Here is an 18,425-nt window from a genome sequence, read left to right as displayed (position 1 = left end):
CATGACCGACCAGACCCCGACCGCCCAGACGCCCGCCGACGAGAACTTCCTGATCGCCGAGCGTCGCGCCAAACTCGCGGCGCTGCGCGGTGAGGGCATCGCGTTCCCGAACGACTTCCGCCGTGCCGATTACGCCGGCGACCTGCAGGCGCAGTTCGCCGATGCAGAGGTGTGGAACGCCGAAGCGCTGGAAGCCAAGGGCCAGCGCGTCGCGATCGCCGGCCGCATCCTGCTCAAGCGGGTGATGGGCAAGGCCAGCTTCGTGCAGATCCAGGACGAGTCCGGGCGCATCCAGCTGTTCCTCCAGTCGAACGTGCTCGGCGACACCTACGAGGCCTTCAAGGGGTGGGACGTCGGCGACATCGTGGGCGCCGAGGGCGTGCTCACGCGTACCAGGACCGGCGAGCTGTCGGTGAAGACCGATGCGCTGCGCCTGCTGACCAAGTCGCTGCGCCCGCTGCCGGACAAGTTCCACGGACTGGCCGACGTCGAGCAGCGCTACCGCCAGCGTTACGTCGACCTGATCGTGACGCCCGAGGCACGCGAGGTCTTCGTCAAGCGCAGCAAGATCATCCGCGCGATGCGCGCATGGCTGGACGGTCGCCGCTTCCTCGAAGTGGAAACGCCGATGATGCATTACATCCCCGGCGGCGCCGCGGCCAAGCCCTTCGTCACGCATCACAACGCCCTGGATCTCGAGCTGTTCCTGCGCGTGGCACCGGAGCTGTACCTCAAGCGCCTGGTGGTCGGCGGCCTGGAACGCGTCTACGAGATCAACCGCAACTTCCGCAACGAAGGCGTGTCGACGCGCCACAACCCGGAATTCACCATGCTCGAGCTGTACGAGGCCTACGCCACGTACAACGAGATCATGGATCTGACCGAAGGCCTGATCCGCGACGTCGCGGTGCAGGTGCTCGGCACCACGCAGATGCACTGGGACGGCGCCGACATCGACCTGGGCCCGGCGTTCCGCCGCTGGCGCCTGGACGAGGCGGTGCGTCACTACAACCCGGAAATCTCCGTCGCCGACTGCACCGACCGAGCCGCGCTCGTGCGCCATTGCGAACGGCTGAAGGTGCCGGTGAAGGCCGGTTACGGCTGGGGCAAGCTGCTGCTGGAGATCTTCGAGAAGACCGCCGAGCACCAGCTGGTGCAGCCGACCTTCATCACCCATTACCCGGTCGAGGTCTCGCCGCTGGCGCGCGAGAGCGACAACGAAAAGGGCATCACCGACCGCTTCGAGCTGTTCGTCAACGGCAAGGAGCTGGCGAACGGGTTCTCCGAGCTGAACGACCCCGAGGACCAGGCCGAGCGCTTCCGCGCGCAGGTCGCGGCGAAGGAGGGCGGCGACGACGAGGCGATGCACTTCGACGCCGACTACATCCGCGCCCTGGAAGTCGGCCTGCCGCCGACCGGCGGCCTGGGCATCGGCATCGACCGCCTGGTGATGCTGATGACCGGTTCGGCCTCGATCCGCGACGTGCTGCTGTTCCCGTACATGCGGCCCGAGGCCAGCTGACGCCGTTGCCGACCGGATAGCGGCGCGTCGATGTCGTCATCCCGGCGAAGGCCGGGATCCAAGCCCACAACGTGTCGGGCAGCGCGGCCGGCGATGTCGGCCGCGCCCGGAGCGCAGGCCCTGCGTCCCGCAGTGAAGCCCAGCTAAAGCCTACGCCAGGGTCAGCCGATTCCCATATCAAGCCGGGTCGGTTCCCGGCTGCGGGCGCCGCCGGCCCGGGGTATGCTCCCCTCATCGGCCACCACAGGGGGTGGCGGCTCTACGGAACCCCGATGTGAACGTCGTCATCGTCGATGACCAAACCTCCGCGCGCACGATGCTGCGCCACATCATCGAGGACATTTCGTCCGAGCTGCATGTGTCCGATTTCGGCGACCCCGAAGCCGCGCTGGGCTGGTGCGAATCCAACCAGCCCGACCTGCTGCTGCTCGACTACCGGATGCCGGCGCTGGACGGGCTGGAATTCGCCCGCCGCTTCCGCCGTCTCCCGCTGCACCGCGACATCCCGATCATCCTGGTGACCGTGGTCGGCGACGAGCCGATCCGGCAGGCCGCGCTGGAAGCGGGCGTCATCGACTTTCTCGTCAAGCCGGTGCGCCCGCGCGAACTGCGGGCCCGTTGCCGCAACCTGTTGCAACTCCGCCAGCAGTCCGAGAACGTGAAGCAGCGGGCGCTGTCCCTGGAACAGCGCCTGCTGTCGAGCATGCACGAGGTCGAGGAGCGCGAGCGCGAAACCCTCTCGCGTCTCGCCCGCGCCATCGAATACCGCGACGCCGGCACCAGCGCGTACCTGGAACGCATGGCGCACGTCGCCGGGCTGATCGCCGAGCAGCTGGGCATGTTCGAGGACGAAGTCCGCGTCATCGAAATGGCCGCGCCGCTGCACGACATCGGCAAGATCGCCATTCCCGACGCCGTCCTGATGAAGGCCGGCCCCCTGTCGGAAGACGAGACCGCGGTGATGCGCCGGCATCCGCGCATCGGCTATGAACTGCTCAGCGGCAGCCAGAACCGTTTCATCCAGGCCGGCGCGCTCATCGCGCTGCGCCATCACGAACGCTACGACGGCAGTGGTTATCCGGATGGCCTGCGCGGGGAGGAAATCCCGTTGGAAGCCAGGATCGTCGCGGTTGCCGACGTATTCGACGCGCTGATCTCGCCCCGCCCGTACAAGAAGGCATGGGACGTGGACGCGGCGCTGGGTTATCTCTACGCGCAGCGCGGTCGCCTGTTCGACCCCCGCTGCGTCGACGCGCTGATCCGCAGCCGCGAGCGGCTGGAGGACATCTGCAACCGGTTCTCGACGGTGTCCGCGCGCCCCGGCCTGGAGTGAGCCGCGATGTTGAGCGTCCTGCACCGCATGGTGCGCAACGTGCAGAGGGAACTTTCGCGGCGGCCCGACAGCGAACACGGGCAGGCCTTCGTACGCCTTGCGGTGCTCTCCGTCGTGCTGGCCTACATGCTCGTCCGCGGCGCCACCGGCGCGCTCCCGTCGAAGGAGTACGTCAACGTTCTGAAGATGGTCGAGACGGGTTTCGCGGTCGGTGTGTTCCTGATCGCGTGGATCCTCTGGCGCCCCGGTAAATCGCACCTGCGGCGCATCATCGGGATGATCTCCGATTACGGCCTGATGGCCGCGGCGATGATCCACATCGGCGAGCCGCTCGCATGGGTCTACGTGATCCTGATGTGGGTCACCATCGGCAACGGCCTGCGTTTCGGCAACGGCTACCTGTACGGCGCGGTGGCGATGGCGTTCGCCAGTTTCGGTTCGGTGGTGACGTTCAACGAATACTGGCTGTCGAACCGCGTGCTCGGCATCGGCCTGCTGCTCGGGCTCGTTGCCATCCCGCTGTATCTCTCCGGCCTGCTGCGGGCGCTGACCACGGCCACCGACGAGGCGCGGCGCGCCAACGAAGCCAAGAGTCGTTTCCTGGCCAACATGAGCCACGAGTTCCGCACGCCGCTCAACGGTTTGGCGGGCATGTCCGAACTGCTGGCGACCACGAAGCTCGACAACGAGCAGCGCGAGTGCCTGAGCACGATCCAGGCGTCCACGCGCAGCCTGTTGTCGCTGGTCGAGGACGTGCTGGACATCTCGGCGATCGAGGCCGGCAAGCTCAAGCTCGACCGCGTCGATTTCACCCCGCGCGAGCTGATGGACAGCATCAGCCTGATCCTGCAGCCGCAGTCGCGCGCCAAGCAGCTGAAGTACGAGGTCGCCATCGCCCGCGACGTGCCCGAGGTCCTTCGCGGGGACGTGGGCCACGTGCGGCAGATCCTGATCAATCTCGCCGGTAACGCGGTGAAGTTCACCGACCAGGGCTCGGTCCGCGTGGACGTGGCCGTGCTCGATCCCACCGCCGAGCGCGTGCGCCTGCGTTTCACGGTGACCGACACCGGCATCGGCGTTCCCGCGGCGATGCGCCAGCGCCTGTTCAAGCCGTTCGAGCAGGCTGACGTCAGCCTCGCGCGCCGCTACGGCGGCACCGGCCTGGGCACGACGATCGCCAAGGGGCTCGCCGAAGGCATGGGCGGAAGCATCGGCTACGAACCCATGGAGGGCGGCGGAAGCCGGTTCTGGGTCGAGTTGCCGTTCGAGCGCGCGGAGATCGAGTCGCAGCCCGATGACACGTTCGCGCCGGAGCAGGGCCCTGCCGGAACGGCGCCCAACGTCATCGCGTTCTCCGATCCGTTCCTGCGCCATCGCGCCCGCGTGCGCAGCCTGTCGATCATCGTCGCCGACGACCACATCGCCAACCGCATGGTGCTGCAGCGGCTGCTGCAGAAGGCGGGGCACCGCGTGGTGTGCGTCGAAGGCGGCGAGGAAGTGCTCAACGCGCTGGCGACGTCGGACTACGACGCGGTGATCACCGACCTGCACATGCCCGACGTCAGCGGTCTGGACCTGTTGCGGCAACTGCGCGTCATGGAAGCCGGCAGTGGGCGACGTACGCCCGTGCTGATCCTGAGCGCCGACGTCACCACCGGATCGATCCAGGCCTGCGAGCAGGCCGGCGCGCGCGCTTTCCTGTCCAAGCCGGTTTCGACCACGCGGCTGCTCGACACGCTGGCCGACATCGCGGCGAACCAGCGCGTCGCCACGACCGTGGTCGCGCCGCCGCGCGGGGAAGCCACCGCACTCGCCAGCGACAGCCATTTCGATCCGTCCGTGCTGGACGAGCTGGGCGCGCTCGGCATGGGCGCGGGGTTCGAGCGTGAGTTCATCGCGCAGTGCCTGGTGGACGCGGACAAGTGCCTGCAACAGCTCGAAGCCTGCGCGCAGCGCGCCGACTGGGAACGCACGCGCGACCAGGCGCACGCGCTCAAGGGTGTCGCCAGCAACCTGGGCCTGATCAAGCTGGCCGCGATCAGCGGCGAGTTGATGCGCCTTCCGGACTGGCAGCTGGCGCGGGACTGGTCATCGCACCTGTCGCGCCTGCGCGAACGGCTGGCGCAGGGCAGGGCGGCGCTCGAAGCCCGCGAACGGCAGCGTGCCGCGCGCGGTGAAAGCGAGCGCTCCCCCTGATCCCGGGCCGCAGGTCCGGCCCGTTCGTCCCCGTGGTGCCGTAGTCGTGCTGAGGTTCGTGCCCCGGACCGCCGTCACGCGGCGGCTTCGGTTCCGGAACGACGCTCCTGCGCCCGTACGATGCGTTCCATCGTCCGCAGCGCCTTCTCGCCCAGCGCCAGCGCGGTGTCGACCCAGACTTCGGTGATCCCCATCAGTTCGTCGTAACCGACCGGCTGGCCGATGCCGCGCACGGCGTTCATCGCCAGATGCGCGTGCGGGGCGCGTTGCTGGCGGCGGATCACGTCGTTGACCGCGGCCTCGCCTTCGCCCTTGGGCACCAGGAGGTCGACCACGCCCATGCGATGCCATTCCTCGCTCGGCGCGATCGTGCCTTCCAGGATCAGCCGTTCGGCGAGTTGCGGCGAAACGCGCTTGCACAGGAACGAGTACGCGCCCATGCCCGGGAAGAGGCCGAACAGCACCTCCGGCAGGCCCATCTCGACGCCTTGCTCCGCGACGATGGTATGGCACGACAGTGCGAGCTCCAGGCCGCCGCCCAGCGCATCGCCCTGCACCAGCGCGACGGTGCGCACGTCGCCGCCCAGGCCGGTGTGGAAGTGATGCACGCCGTCCACGCAGCGGCGCGCGTAGGCGAGCAGGTGTTCGCGATCGTTCGCGCGGATCAGTTGCGAGAACAGCGCGAGATCGCCGCCGAGATTGAACGCGTGCGGCGCGGAAGAGGCGAGTACGACGTGGCGAAGACGTCCGCTCTGGCGCTGGTTGTCGCGCAGCGTGATCGAATTGAGGAAGCTCCACATGTCGTCCATGAGTTCCGTGCGGAAGCACGGACGCGCGCCCTGTGCATGGTCGTTGTGCATGTACATCCAGTGGGTGTCGCCCGCGGGGTCGGATTCGACGCGCAGGGTCGGGTAGGCGCGCGTGCGGTGCAGTTTCTCGATCATGCTCATGTTGCGGTCCTCGGCACTGGCCGCCCGCAGGCAGGGAGTGGGCAGCGAGCGGCAGGGGGTGTTGCCCACCCGCGCGATGCTACACCGCGACCTCTGGACAAAAGAGAAAGCCCCTCCGCGCGGGAGGGGCTTTCATGAAGCGTCCGACAAACGGGCAGGCGAGGTCAGTGGGGAGCAGGGGCGTCCCGCAGTTCGCGACGCAGGATCTTGCCCACGTTGGTCTTTGGAAGCTCGGTGCGGAACTCGACGTACCGGGGATGCTTGTAGCCGGTGAGGTTCTCGCGCGCGTGGGCCTTGACCTGCTCGGCGGTCAGCGATGGATCCTTGCGCACGATGACCACCTTGACCGCCTCGCCGGACTTCTCGTCCGGCACGCCGACGGCGGCGACTTCGAGCACGCCCGGCATCATTGCGATCACGTCCTCGACCTCGTTCGGGTACACGTTGAAGCCCGACACCAGGATCATGTCCTTCTTGCGGTCGACGATGTAGAAGAAGCCCTTCTCGTCCATGCGCGCCATGTCGCCGGTGTGCAGCCAGCCGTCGTCGTCGATGGCCGCGGCGGTTTCCTCGGGGCGTTTCCAGTAGCCTTTCATGACCTGCGGGCCGCGGATGCACAGCTCGCCCACCTGGCCCTGCGGCAGCGCGTTGCCGTTCTCGTCCTTGACGCAGGCATCGGTGGAGGAGATCGGCAGGCCGATGGAGCCGTTGTAGTCGGCCAGGTCCATCGGATTGATGCACGCCGCCGGGGCCGATTCGGTCAGACCGTAGGCTTCCACCAGGGTCACGCCGGTGACCTGTTTCCAGCGCTCGGCGACCGAACGCTGCACGGCCATGCCGCCACCGAGCGTCAGGTGCAGCCCGGAGAAATCCACGTCGCTGAAGCCCGGCGTGTTGAGCAGCCCGTTGAACAGCGTGTTGACGCCGGTGATCGCGGTAAAGCGCACGCCCTTGAGCTCCTTGACGAAGCCCTTCATGTCGCGCGGGTTGGTGATCATGTGGTTCAGCCCACCGAACTTCATGAACACCAGGCCGTTCGCCGTGAGCGCGAAGATGTGGTACAGCGGCAGCGCGGTGATGATGATCTCCTCGCCGTACTTCACGTTGGTGCCGACCCACGCCGCGGCCTGCTGCATGTTGGCGACCATGTTGCGGTGGGTGAGCATCGCGCCCTTCGCCACGCCCGTGGTGCCGCCGGTGTACTGCAGGAAGGCGATGTCGGACGACTCGATGTCGACTTCCGGCAGCGAGTGCCGGCTGCCCCGCGCGAGCGCGTCGCGGAAACGGATCGCGCCCGGCAGGTCGTACTCGGGCACCATCTTCTTGATGTACTTCAGGACGAAGTTGACGATCGCGCCCTTCGGGAAGCCGAGCATGTCGCCCAGGCCGGTGGTGATGACCTGCTTGACCTGCGTGTCGCCGATCACTTCCTGCACGGTGTGCGCGAAGTTGTCGAGCACCAGGATCACGCTCGCGCCCGAATCCACCAGCTGGTGCTTCAACTCGCGCGCGGTGTACATCGGATTGGTGTTGACCACCGTCAGCCCCGCGCGCAGCACGCCGAACGTGGCGATCGGGTACTGCAGGCAGTTGGGCATCATGATCGCGACGCGATCGCCCTTCTTCAGTTTCAGCTCGCCCAGCAGGTACGCGGCGAACTGCGCGCTGAGCTGGTCGATTTCGGCATAGCTGAGGGTCTTGCCGAGATTGGCGAAGGCCGGGCGGTCGCGGTAATTCTGGATGGCGCTTTCCAGCACGGCGACGACGGACGGGAACTCGTCCACGTCGATCTCCGCCGGAACCCGCTCGGGGTACTGTGCCAGCCACGGACGTTCGAAACTCATCGCGATCCCCTCTCCATCGCCGTTATCGGGGCCAGTGTTCCGGCCTGCAGTTCCGTCGGTCGCATTCCATGGATGCTCCACCGTACGGTGTCCGGACGATTGGAGCATAGGCTCCGGAGGACTGGCAAGGCGCGCTGCGGCGCGTCTCCGGCGCGCAGGTCCGTGGCAGGATGTCGCGCTGATGCATCGTCAGGGAGTGGTTGCAATGGGGAAGGGGAAAGGTTTCGTCGTCGTCGCGGCGGCCTGCCTTGCGTTCGCGCTGGCGGCCTGCGGGCGGAGCGCGCCGGAGGAGCGCCTGCGCGAAACGATGGGCGAGCTGCAGGCGGCGATCGAGAAGAAGGATGCCTCCGCGCTGGAAGGCGTGCTGGCGGAGGACTTCGTCGGCCCCGGCTCGCTCGATCGCGCCGGCGCGCGGCGCATGGCGCAGATGATGTTCCTGCGCCATGGCACGGTCGGTGCGAACGTCGGGCCGGTGGCCATCGAACTGCAGGACGAACATGCGACGGCACGCTTCAGCGTCGCGTTGACCGGGGGTTCCGGGCAGTTGCTGCCGGATGCCGCGCGGCTGTACGACGTGACGACCGGATGGCGCGAAGTCGATGGGGAATGGCGGATGACGAGCGTGGCGTGGGAGGGGCGGTTGTAGCGCTTTCAGGGCGGGCGAGGGCTGCTCATTCGTGCGACCTGTTGGTCGCGATCTCCGCCGACCCTCACCCAAGCCCCTCCCCCGGAGGAAGAGGGGCTTGGTGGGCCCTCTCTGAAGGAGAGGGACCAAACACGCATCAAAGCGCCTTCTTCGCCGCCAGCTGCCGCAGCACGTAATGCAGGATGCCGCCGTGGCGGAAGTATTCGACTTCCTTCGGCGTCAGCAGCATGACCTTCACTTCGAACGACACCGTGCTGCCGTCCTTGCGCGTGGCGGTCACCGTCGCACGCTTGGATTCGCCATCCTGCAGGCCCGTGACGCTGAAGGTTTCCGAGCCGTCCAGCCCCAGCGCCTGCGCGTTCTCGCCTTCCTTGAACAGCAGCGGCAGCACGCCCATGCCGACCAGGTTGGAACGGTGGATGCGCTCGAAGCTCTCCGCGATCACCGCCTTCACGCCCAGCAGGTTGGTGCCCTTGGCCGCCCAGTCGCGCGAGGAACCCGTGCCGTATTCCTTGCCCGCCAGCACCACCAGCGGGACGCCGTCGGCCTTGTACTTCATCGCCGCATCAAAGATGGACAGCTTCTCCGGCGCGGCATCCCCCTTGCCGAAGTAGAGCGTGTTGCCGCCTTCCTCGCCGCCGAACATCAGGTTCTTGATGCGGATGTTGGCGAACGTGCCGCGGACCATCACATCGTCGTTGCCGCGACGGCTGCCGTAGCTGTTGAAGTCCGCCGGCTGCACGCCGCGTTCGATCAGGAACCGCCCCGCCGGCGAATCCTTCTTGATGTTGCCCGCCGGCGAGATGTGGTCGGTGGTGATCGAATCGCCGAACAACCCCAGCACGCGTGCGCCAAAGATGTCGTCGATCGAACCGACCTGCATGCCCATGCCGTCGAAGTACGGTGGGTTCTTGATGTAGGTCGACGATGCGTCCCACGCGAACGACTCGCCTTCCGGCGAAGCGATCGTGTTCCAGCGCGTGTCGCCCTTGAACACGTCGGCGTAGTTCTGCGCGAACAGCTCCGGCCCGACGGTCGCGGCGATGACGTCGCCGATTTCCTTGTTGCTCGGCCAGATGTCGCGCAGGAACACGTCCTGGCCGTCGGCGCCCTTGCCCAGCGGTTCGCGGCTCAGGTCGATGTCGACCGTGCCGGCGATCGCGTACGCCACCACCAGCGGCGGCGAGGCGAGGTAGTTCATCTTCACTTCCGGATGTACGCGGCCTTCGAAGTTGCGGTTGCCCGACAGCACCGACGCGACGACCAGGTCGCCCGCGGCGATGCCGGCGCTGACTTCCGTCGGCAGCGGACCGGAGTTGCCGATGCACGTGGTGCAGCCGTAGCCGACGACGAAGAAGCCGAGCTTCTCCAGGTCGTCGAGGACGCCGGCCTTGCGCAGGTAATCGGTGACCACGAGCGAGCCCGGGCCGAGCGAGGTCTTCACCCACGGCTTGGCCTTCAGCCCGAGCTTCGCCGCGTTGCGCGCGAGCAGGCCCGCGCCGAGCATCACCGCCGGGTTCGAGGTGTTCGTGCACGAGGTGATCGCGGCGATGACCACCGCGCCGTCCTTCAGGCGCACGTTCTCGCCGTTGATGACGACGTCGGAGATGCCCTTGTGCAGCGATTCGTTGCCGACCGCCGCACCGCCGCCTTCGGCCACGAAGTTGGACACATCGTTGGAACGCTTGTCGCGGTTGACGGTGAGCGGGCCGAGGTTGTCGCGGTAGTTCTGCTTCACGTCGACCAGCAGCACGCGATCCTGCGGACGCTTCGGGCCGGCGAGCGAGGGCTTCACGTCGCCCAGGTCGAGTTCCAGCGTGGTGGAGTAGGTGGCTTCCGGCGCGCCGGGTTCGTGCCACAGGCCCTGCGCCTTCGCATAGGACTCGACCAGCGCGATGTGCTCCTCGCTGCGGCCGGACAGGCGCAGGTAGTTCAGCGATTCGGCGTCGATCGGGAAGATGCCGCAGGTCGCGCCGTACTCGGGCGCCATGTTGGCGATGGTCGCGCGATCGGCCAGCGGCAGGTGCTGCAGGCCGTCGCCGAAGAACTCGACGAACTTCCCGACCACGCCGAGCTTGCGCAGCATCTGCGTGACGGTGAGGACGAGGTCGGTCGCGGTCGTGCCTTCCGGCAGCGCGCCGGTGAGCTTGAAGCCGACCACCTGCGGAATCAGCATCGACGAAGGCTGGCCGAGCATCGCCGCCTCGGCCTCGATGCCGCCGACGCCCCAGCCCAGCACGCCGATGCCGTTGATCATCGTCGTGTGGCTGTCGGTGCCGAAGACGGTGTCGGGGAAGGCGAGCTTCTCGCCTTCGACCTCGCGTTCGACCACCACGCGCGCCAGGTTCTCCAGGTTCACCTGGTGGACGATGCCGGTGTTCGGCGGCACCACCTTGAAGTTGTCGAACGCCTTCTGGCCCCAGCGCAGGAAGCTGTAGCGCTCCATGTTGCGCTGGAATTCGATCTTGCCGTTGAGGTCCAGCGCGTCGGGCGTGCCGAACACGTCGACCTGCACGGAGTGGTCGATCACCAGTTCGGACGGGATCAAAGGATTGATCTGGCGCGGATTGCCGCCGAGCTTCGTCACCGCATCGCGCATCGCCGCCAGGTCGACCACGCAGGGCACGCCGGTGAAGTCCTGGAGTACCACGCGCGCGGGCATGAAGGCGATCTCGGTATCCGGCTCGGCCTTGCAGTCCCACTTCGCGACCGCCTCGATGTGCTCGGGCCCGACCGTCACGCCGCCGTCCTCATGGCGCAACAGGTTCTCCAGCAGGATCTTCATGGAATAGGGCAGGCGGCCGATATCGAACCGTTCGCCCAATGCCGGCAGGCTGAAATAGGTGAGCGAACGTCCGCCGACGTCGAGCGTGCGGCGGGTCTGGAAGGAGTCTTGGGACACGGGGGCCTCCTGGCGGCTGGGCTGAATGGCGAGTCTGGCTCGGAGAGGGGACAAGACCCGGTCGATTATCCGCTGCGCGCGTTAACACGCCGACCGGACGATGGTCTTACACCCTGAACAGGGCTCCTATTGTGCGCTTGCCCTGCCATGCTGAATTGAGTATGGGCGGGAAGGTATGTATCATTCATGCATACCGAAGCTGTCGGTACCCCACCATCAAGCCGGGAGGTCGACCGTGGAAGCCATCGTGGCCGAGCGTGGCCAGATCACGCTGCCCAAGGCCGTGCGCGACGCACTGGGCCTGACCAAGGGCACCCATCTGAAGGTGGAACTGGAAGGCGGGCGCATCATCCTGCGCAAGAACGTCGACGACGCGATTTCGCGTGCCCGCGGCCGTTTCAAGCTGCCCGAAGGCGTGACCACCGACGACATCATGCGCGAACTGCGCGGGCGCGCCCCGGGCGATCCGGTGGACGTCTGACGCGATGACCACCGCGGCCAGCAACACCATCGCGATCGACACGTCCGTCCTGATCGACCTGCTCGGCGAAGACGTCGGCATGGCCGACGCCGCGGAGCAGTGCGTCCGCGACGCGCTGGCGCAGGGACCGGTCGTGCTGTGCGACGTGGTGGTCAGCGAGATCACCGCCGGCCTCGGCCACGGTACCGACATCATGGATGTCGTCGAGGAGATGGGGATGCGCTACCTGCCCGTGGAGCGCCGCTCGGCGATCCGCGCAGGCGAGATGCAGCGCCGCTTCAACCAGCGCCGCGCCGCGGGGCAGGGCGGCCAGCTCTCGCCGCGAACCGTCCCTGACTTCATCGTCGGCGCCCATGCGCTGCTGCAGTGCGCCGGCCTGATCACCCGCGATGCCGGGTTTTTCCGCGACTACTTCAAGGGCCTGAAGATCATCGTGCCCAAGACGTTGGCGGGCACGCCGGCCGCTTGAACCAAACACTCGAACTGACGCTTTTCCTGGAGAGAACCATGTTGGAAGCCTACCGCCACCACGTTGCCGAGCGCGCCGCGCTGGGCATCCCGCCGCTGCCGCTCACCGCGCAGCAGACCGCCGACGTCATCGAACTGTTGAAGAACCCGCCGGCGGGCGAGGAAAGCTTCCTGCTCGACCTCATCACCAACCGCGTCCCGGCCGGTGTAGACGATGCCGCCAAGGTGAAGGCGTCCTATCTCGCCGCCGTCGCCTTCGGCACCGAGAAGAACGCGCTGATCTCCCGTGCGCGCGCCACCGAGCTGCTGGGCACGATGCTCGGCGGCTACAACATCCACCCGCTGGTGGAGCTGCTGGACGACGCCGAAGTCGGCACCGTCGCCGCCAATGCGCTCAAGCACACGCTGCTGATGTTCGACGCCTTCCACGACGTGCAGGAACGCGCCGAGAAGGGCAACGCCAACGCGAAGGCCGTGCTGCAGAGCTGGGCGGACGCCGAATGGTTCACCAGCCGACCGGAAGTCCCGGCGTCGATGACCATCACCGTGTTCAAGGTGACCGGCGAGACCAACACCGACGACCTGTCGCCGGCGCCCGACGCCACCACGCGCCCGGATATCCCGCTGCACGCGCTGGCGATGCTGAAGAACAAGCGCGACGGCATCGAGCCGGAAGAAGACGGCAAGCGCGGCCCGGTTGCCTTCATCGAATCGCTGAAGGCCAAGGGCCACCTCGTTGCTTACGTCGGCGACGTCGTCGGCACGGGCTCCAGCCGCAAGTCCGCCACCAACTCGGTGCTGTGGTTCACCGGCGAGGACATCCCGTACATCCCGAACAAGCGCTTCGGCGGCGTGTGCCTGGGCTCGAAGATCGCGCCGATCTTCTACAACACCATGGAAGACGCCGGCGCGCTGCCGATCGAACTCGACGTGTCGCAGATGCACATGGGCGACGTGGTCGAACTGCGTCCGTACGAAGGCAAGGCGCTGAAGGACGGCAAGGTGATCGCCGAGTTTTCGGTGAAGTCCGACGTGCTGTTCGATGAGGTCCGCGCCGGCGGCCGCATCCCGCTCATCGTCGGCCGCGGCCTGACCGCCAAGGCGCGCGAAGCGCTGGGCCTGGCGCCGTCGACGCTGTTCCGCCTGCCGCAGAACCCGGCCGACACCGGCAAGGGCTACTCGCTGGCGCAGAAGATGGTCGGTCGCGCCTGCGGCCTGCCCGAAGTTAACGGTACGCAGCAAGGCATCCGCCCGGGCACCTACTGCGAGCCAAAGATGACCTCGGTCGGTTCGCAGGACACCACCGGCCCGATGACCCGCGACGAGCTGAAGGACCTGGCGTGCCTGGGCTTCTCGGCCGACCTGGTCATGCAGTCGTTCTGCCACACCGCCGCTTACCCGAAGCCGGTGGACGTCAAGACGCACCACGAGCTGCCGGCCTTCATCAGCAACCGTGGTGGCATCGCGCTGCGCCCGGGCGACGGCGTGATCCACAGCTGGCTCAACCGCATGCTGCTGCCCGACACCGTCGGCACCGGCGGCGACTCGCACACGCGCTTCCCGGTGGGTATCTCGTTCCCGGCCGGCTCGGGCCTGGTCGCCTTCGCGGCGGCCACCGGCGTCATGCCGCTGGACATGCCCGAATCGGTGCTGGTGCGCTTCAAGGGTGAAATGCAGCCGGGCGTCACGCTGCGCGACCTGGTCAACGCGATCCCGCTGGCCGCGATCAAGCAGGGCCTGCTCACCGTCGCCAAGCAGGGCAAGAAGAACATCTTCTCCGGCCGCATCCTGGAGATCGAAGGCCTGCCGCACCTGAAGGTCGAACAGGCATTCGAGCTGTCCGACGCCTCGGCCGAACGTTCGGCCGCCGGCTGCACGGTGAAGCTCGACAAGGAGCCGATCGTCGAATACCTCACCAGCAACATCACGCTGCTGAAGTGGATGATCGCCGAGGGCTACGCCGATCCGCGCTCGATCGCCCGCCGCATCAAGGCGATGGAAGCGTGGCTGGCCAACCCGCAGCTGCTGGAAGGCGACGCCGATGCCGAGTACGCCGCGGTCATCGAGATCGACCTGAACCAGATCGTGGAGCCCATCCTGGCCTGCCCGAACGACCCGGACGACGTGAAGACGCTGTCAGACGTCGCCGGCGCGAAGATCGACGAAGTGTTCATCGGTTCGTGCATGACCAACATCGGCCACTTCCGCGCCGCCGCGAAGCTGCTGGAAGGCAAGCGCGACATCCCGACGCGCTTGTGGGTCGCCCCGCCGACCAAGATGGACGCCTCCGAGCTGACGAAGGAAGGCCACTACGGCACCTTCGGCACGGCCGGCGCGCGCATGGAAATGCCAGGCTGCTCGCTGTGCATGGGCAACCAGGCGCAGGCGCGCGAGGGGGCGACGGTGTTCTCCACCTCGACCCGCAACTTCCCGAACCGCCTGGGCCGCAACACCAACGTGTACCTGGGTTCGGCCGAACTGGCCGCCATCTGCTCGCGCCTGGGCCGCATCCCGACGCGCGAGGAATACATGGCCGACATCGGCGTGATCAACGCGAAGGGCGCGGAGATCTACCGCTACATGAACTTCGACCAGATCGAGGATTACCGCCAGGTAGCGGAGACGGTCGCGGCCTGATCGGCGCTGGCGTCATGGAGTAAAGAGAACCCCGGCTTCGGCCGGGGTTTTCGTTTTGGACGCTGCGTTGCGAGATCCATGCGGTTATTCGCACCGACCTCCACACCTCAACCCGTCATCCCGGCGAGGGCCGGGATCCAGGCTGACAGCGAGCGGGCACCCCCATCTGCGGCGAACCCACCTCGCCGTCAATCCAGCGAAAGCGGGAACCCACTTGCTTCTGGTTTCCAAAAGAGAAGCAGCGAAGCAGCAGCGTTGTGCGGCAACGGCTGTCCGCCATCCCCCAACCCCGGTGGAGAGGGGCTAAACCTGCCCGCCATCCCAAACCTCGAACAATTCGCGCCCTTTGGCCGCCTTCGCGAATCAACTGCGTGACAACAGTCAAGGACTCGCGTCCTGTGCCGCTATTTCATATGCGGCACGCAGGGGGAAGCGACAATGAAGACGGACAAGCCAGCCCGGTCGGACCGGGTGGAGCAGGCGATGCGCTGGACGATACTCGCGGCATTGGGGGCCGCGGTCTGGTGGGCGGTGGCGGCAGGCCCCATCGCGGGCTGATCGAGGACGAGCGGGACGCTGCAGCGGACGCTGGCGGAACGATCGCCGCCGGGCGCCGCACGTTGGCGGAAACTCAGCCTTCCAGATGGTCGCGCACCGCGGCCAGCAGGTCGCGGCGACGCAGCAGGAAATCCCACAGGCTGCCGCCGCACTGGCGCCACAGCACGGCCGAACGCACGGCCGCGAGCAGGATCGCGCGCACTTCCGACACCACCGACGCCTGCCCGAGGTAATGCGGGTTGCCCTGCACGAGCACGCGCGGGCGCAGGTGGCTGAGCGTTTCGGCGTAGAGCGAACCCAGCGCCGCCATCACGTCCGGATGCGTGCTGCCCATCCGCTCGGCGTTGCCGGCCTGCGCGCGGATGCCCGACTGCACGCGGCGGCCCATGTCGTCGTCGCGAACGAACCGGCGTTCCAGCTGCATCACCGCCAGCACCAGGCGCGGCAGCTGCTCGTCGCGCTGCGAATTGCCGAAGTAGTCGCGCAGCAGCGTCAGGCCTGGGCGCAGCGCCTCGACGTCGCCGTAGACGGCCGTGGGCGAGGGCGCATCGATGCGGAACACCGAATCCATGGCGGTGGCGAGGATGGCCGCGTTGGCCTGTCCGGTGTCCGCGACGCGTCGCACCTGGGCCAGCGCCTGCACGAGGCCGGCGAGGGCGAGGACGCGCGTGGACATCGACGTGTTCTGGGTCATGCAGCTCGAGCCTTCAATCGTTCTTCCAGGGGCGCGTCCGTGGCGGCGATCACCGCGCCGCCCAGGCAGACCTCGCCGTCGTAAAGCACCAGGGACTGTCCCGGCGTCACCGCCCGCTGCGCGCGTGCGAAGCGCACGGCCAGCGTGCCGTCATCGCGCACTTCGACCTCGCAGGCTTCGTCGGCCTGCCGGTAGCGCGTCTGCGCGGTGCATTCCAAGCGCGACGCCGGCGGGCTTCCCGCGATCCAGTGTGCCGCTTCCGACCACAGCGCCTGCGAACGCAGCCATGGGCTGTCGGCGCCCTGGTCGACATACAGCACGTTCTGCGCGACGTCCTTGCCGACCACGTACCACGGGGCGGCCTCGAAGCCGCGCACGCCGCCGATGTTCAGGCCTTCACGCTGGCCCAGCGTGAAATAGAACACGCCGGGATGGCGACCGATGACGTGGCCGTCGGGCGTGCGCATCTCGCCTTCGCGCGCGGGCAGGTAGCGACCGAGGAACTCGCGGAAGTCGCGCTCGCCGATGAAGCAGATGCCGGTGGAATCCTTCTTCGCCGCGGTCGGCAGGCCGGCGTCGAGCGCCATCTGCCGCACGTCGCGCTTGAGCAGCCCGCCGAGCGGGAATTTCGTCGCCGCCAGTTGCGCCTGCCCGAGCTGGTGCAGGAAATAGCTCTGGTCCTTGCTGCGATCGACCGCGCGCAGCAGGAGGTGGCGATCGCCGTCGTGTTCGACGCGCGCGTAATGGCCGGTCGCGATGAACTCCGCGCCGAGCGCGCGCGCCGCGTCGAGGAAATATTTGAACTTGATCTCGCGGTTGCACAGCACGTCGGGGTTCGGCGTGCGGCCGGCCGCGTATTCGGCGAGGAAGTGCTCGAACACGCCCTTCCAGTATTCGCCGGAGAAATCGCGGAAGTGGATCGGGATGCCGAGGCGTCCGCTGGCGGCCACCGCGTCGCGACGATCGTCTTCCGCGCGGCAATCGCCGCTCCCGTCATCGGCCCAGTTCTGCATGAACAACCCGGCGATCGGCTCGCCCTCGCCGCGCAGGCGCAACGCCGCGACGGAGGAATCGACCCCTCCGGACATGCCGACGATGGTGCGCGGTGTGACGTTCATGCCAGGTGCTGGGTGATTTCCAGTGGATGGCGGCGACCGCCGAGGAAGTCGGCGGCGGCGCGCCACACCAGCGGGCTGCGATGGCGCGATTGCGCGGCCTGCAGTTCGCTGGGCGTCATCCACACCGCGCGCACGATGCCTTCGTCCAGCGGGCGCGCGGGATCGTGCGCGACCGGTTCGGCGGCGAAGGCGAAGCGCAGGTAATGACGGCCGCCGCTGCCGTCGGGATTCACCGGCGCCTTCCACTGGTACGCGCCGACGAAGGCGGTCAGGCGCACGTCCCAGCCGGTTTCCTCGCGTGTCTCGCGCAGCGCCGCCTCGATCAGCGTCTCGTCCGGCTCCAGGTGCCCGGCCGGCTGGTTGAGGACCAGCTTCCCTCCGACGGTCTCCTCGACCATCAGCAGGCGCCCGCCATCGACCACGATCGTGGCGACGGTGACATCGGGCTGCCAGAACCGGCCTTGGCGGTAGGTCATCAGAATTCGTCCTTGCCGGTGAGTTCCAGTTCCATCTGGTCGGCGGTGCGCAGGACGAAGTCGATCGCGTCGTCGAGCTGGCCCTGGCTCGCATCGGCCGCCAGCTTCACCACGAACACCGCGGTGTCGCCATGCTTGACCCACCCGCCGAGTTTGCTCGACTGACTGTCCTCGAGCAGGCGGTTGGCGACGGCCACCGGGAACTCGCTGCCCTCGCTGGCGCGATACGCCGGCGCCCAGACCTCGCGCACCTTCATGTCGCCGAAGCTCTCCACGGCGGAGATCACGAACGCCAGCTGCGAGCGGCCGTTGTCCATGTCGAAGCCCAGCTTGTAGTCGCCGTCGGCGTCGATCTCGTACTTGTACTTCAGGCTGTCGAGCTGCCGCGCGATGTCCGGATCGGCGGAACGGACCGTTTCACGCATGGACGTGTCGTCGGCGAGCGCCGGCATCGAGGCCGACAGCGACACCAGGGCGACGGCGAGAGCGTGAAGTCGCATGTGCGTTCCTCGTACGTGATCGAAGGCGGGAAACAGGCATTGTGCCGGCCGCCGGGCTCGGGCGTCCACGACCCGCCGGACCTGCGGCCTATAATCCCGC

General features: G+C 67.5%; 14 protein-coding genes. 7 read left to right on the top strand and 7 right to left on the bottom strand.

Translation table 11 applies throughout. The features are described from left to right. Position 1: 1 nt before the first annotated feature. The 3 genes from lysS to AC3ANK_RS10250 all read left to right on the top strand — a co-directional run bounded on the left by lysS (position 2) and on the right by AC3ANK_RS10250 (position 5,051). Positions 2–1,522, top strand: a complete 1,521-nt coding sequence (gene lysS / locus AC3ANK_RS10260) for a lysine--tRNA ligase (protein WP_206860709.1) — start codon at positions 2–4, stop codon at positions 1,520–1,522. Positions 1,523–1,796: 274 nt separating this feature from the next. Next, entirely contained in the window at positions 1,797–2,855 is a 1,059-nt protein-coding gene (rpfG, locus tag AC3ANK_RS10255; protein ID WP_206860708.1) for a cyclic di-GMP phosphodiesterase response regulator RpfG, read from the top strand. A gap of 6 nt (positions 2,856–2,861) precedes the next feature. Further along, positions 2,862–5,051, top strand: a complete 2,190-nt coding sequence (locus AC3ANK_RS10250; protein WP_484171083.1) for an ATP-binding protein — start codon at positions 2,862–2,864, stop codon at positions 5,049–5,051. A 74-nt stretch (positions 5,052–5,125) separates the two neighbouring features. Here AC3ANK_RS10250 and AC3ANK_RS10245 read toward each other — a convergent pair whose 3' ends face one another. Both AC3ANK_RS10245 and AC3ANK_RS10240 read right to left on the bottom strand, forming a co-directional pair. After that, the gene (locus tag AC3ANK_RS10245; RefSeq protein ID WP_206860706.1) at positions 5,126–6,001 is read right to left on the bottom strand and encodes a crotonase/enoyl-CoA hydratase family protein; all 876 of its coding nucleotides are present in this window, start codon (positions 5,999–6,001) and stop codon (positions 5,126–5,128) included. A gap of 164 nt (positions 6,002–6,165) precedes the next feature. Continuing rightward, complete coding sequence (locus tag AC3ANK_RS10240) at positions 6,166–7,845, bottom strand: long-chain fatty acid--CoA ligase (RefSeq protein WP_206860705.1); 1,680 nt, start codon at positions 7,843–7,845, stop codon at positions 6,166–6,168. Positions 7,846–8,050: 205 nt separating this feature from the next. Here AC3ANK_RS10240 and AC3ANK_RS10235 point away from each other — a divergent pair, with 205 nt between their 5' ends. Further along, on the top strand, positions 8,051–8,491 hold the full coding sequence (locus AC3ANK_RS10235) for a Cif family virulence factor (RefSeq protein WP_206860704.1): 441 nt from the start codon (positions 8,051–8,053) through the stop codon (positions 8,489–8,491). A 136-nt stretch (positions 8,492–8,627) separates the two neighbouring features. Here AC3ANK_RS10235 and acnA read toward each other — a convergent pair whose 3' ends face one another. Next, entirely contained in the window at positions 8,628–11,393 is a 2,766-nt protein-coding gene (gene acnA, locus AC3ANK_RS10230) for an aconitate hydratase AcnA (protein WP_484171082.1), read from the bottom strand. Positions 11,394–11,628: 235 nt separating this feature from the next. On the opposite strand from acnA, the gene AC3ANK_RS10225 reads away from it, so the two are divergent. The 3 genes from AC3ANK_RS10225 to acnB are packed head-to-tail and all read left to right on the top strand — an operon-like array spanning position 11,629 to position 14,979. Then, positions 11,629–11,874: an AbrB/MazE/SpoVT family DNA-binding domain-containing protein gene (locus AC3ANK_RS10225; RefSeq protein WP_158730873.1), complete on the top strand. Its 246-nt coding sequence runs from the start codon at positions 11,629–11,631 to the stop codon at positions 11,872–11,874. 4 nt (positions 11,875–11,878) lie between these two features. Further along, positions 11,879–12,343, top strand: a complete 465-nt coding sequence (locus tag AC3ANK_RS10220) for a type II toxin-antitoxin system VapC family toxin (RefSeq protein ID WP_484171081.1) — start codon at positions 11,879–11,881, stop codon at positions 12,341–12,343. A 38-nt stretch (positions 12,344–12,381) separates the two neighbouring features. Next, positions 12,382–14,979, top strand: a complete 2,598-nt coding sequence (gene acnB, locus AC3ANK_RS10215; protein WP_484171080.1) for a bifunctional aconitate hydratase 2/2-methylisocitrate dehydratase — start codon at positions 12,382–12,384, stop codon at positions 14,977–14,979. Positions 14,980–15,610: 631 nt separating this feature from the next. On the opposite strand, the gene hflD is transcribed toward acnB, so the two are convergent. Genes hflD through AC3ANK_RS10195 form a run of 4 tightly spaced genes read right to left on the bottom strand, consistent with a single transcriptional unit; the run spans position 15,611 to position 18,325 of the window. Further along, positions 15,611–16,213, bottom strand: coding sequence for a high frequency lysogenization protein HflD (gene hflD / locus AC3ANK_RS10210; RefSeq protein ID WP_206861593.1), 603 nt, complete (start codon positions 16,211–16,213; stop codon positions 15,611–15,613). A gap of 14 nt (positions 16,214–16,227) precedes the next feature. Then, positions 16,228–17,349, bottom strand: coding sequence for a tRNA 2-thiouridine(34) synthase MnmA (mnmA, locus tag AC3ANK_RS10205; protein ID WP_484171079.1), 1,122 nt, complete (start codon positions 17,347–17,349; stop codon positions 16,228–16,230). After that, positions 17,346–17,825 carry an NUDIX hydrolase gene (locus AC3ANK_RS10200; protein WP_206860699.1) on the bottom strand — a complete coding sequence of 160 codons (480 nt, stop codon included), beginning with the start codon at positions 17,823–17,825 and terminating at the stop codon, positions 17,346–17,348. The genes mnmA and AC3ANK_RS10200 overlap by 4 nt, the downstream gene beginning before the upstream one ends. Then, on the bottom strand, positions 17,825–18,325 hold the full coding sequence (locus AC3ANK_RS10195) for a hypothetical protein (RefSeq protein WP_425492522.1): 501 nt from the start codon (positions 18,323–18,325) through the stop codon (positions 17,825–17,827). Before AC3ANK_RS10195 ends, AC3ANK_RS10200 begins: the two co-directional genes overlap by 1 nt. Positions 18,326–18,425 lie beyond the last annotated feature (100 nt).

Source organism: Lysobacter sp. SCRH-1R (assembly GCF_057747855.1).
The sequence above is the reverse complement of the archived record's forward strand: the minus strand, read 5'-3'. Positions and strand labels throughout refer to the sequence as shown.

Coding starts and splice junctions, on each gene's coding strand:
- lysS (WP_206860709.1), top strand. CDS start 2: ATGACCGACCAGACCCCGACCGCCCAGACGCCCGCCGACGAGAACTTC.
- AC3ANK_RS10250 (WP_484171083.1), top strand. CDS start 2,862: ATGTTGAGCGTCCTGCACCGCATGGTGCGCAACGTGCAGAGGGAACTT.
- AC3ANK_RS10245 (WP_206860706.1), bottom strand. CDS start 6,001: ATGAGCATGATCGAGAAACTGCACCGCACGCGCGCCTACCCGACCCTG.
- AC3ANK_RS10240 (WP_206860705.1), bottom strand. CDS start 7,845: ATGAGTTTCGAACGTCCGTGGCTGGCACAGTACCCCGAGCGGGTTCCG.
- AC3ANK_RS10235 (WP_206860704.1), top strand. CDS start 8,051: ATGGGGAAGGGGAAAGGTTTCGTCGTCGTCGCGGCGGCCTGCCTTGCG.
- AC3ANK_RS10220 (WP_484171081.1), top strand. CDS start 11,879: ATGACCACCGCGGCCAGCAACACCATCGCGATCGACACGTCCGTCCTG.
- acnB (WP_484171080.1), top strand. CDS start 12,382: ATGTTGGAAGCCTACCGCCACCACGTTGCCGAGCGCGCCGCGCTGGGC.
- hflD (WP_206861593.1), bottom strand. CDS start 16,213: ATGTCCACGCGCGTCCTCGCCCTCGCCGGCCTCGTGCAGGCGCTGGCC.
- mnmA (WP_484171079.1), bottom strand. CDS start 17,349: ATGAACGTCACACCGCGCACCATCGTCGGCATGTCCGGAGGGGTCGAT.
- AC3ANK_RS10200 (WP_206860699.1), bottom strand. CDS start 17,825: ATGACCTACCGCCAAGGCCGGTTCTGGCAGCCCGATGTCACCGTCGCC.
- AC3ANK_RS10195 (WP_425492522.1), bottom strand. CDS start 18,325: ATGCGACTTCACGCTCTCGCCGTCGCCCTGGTGTCGCTGTCGGCCTCG.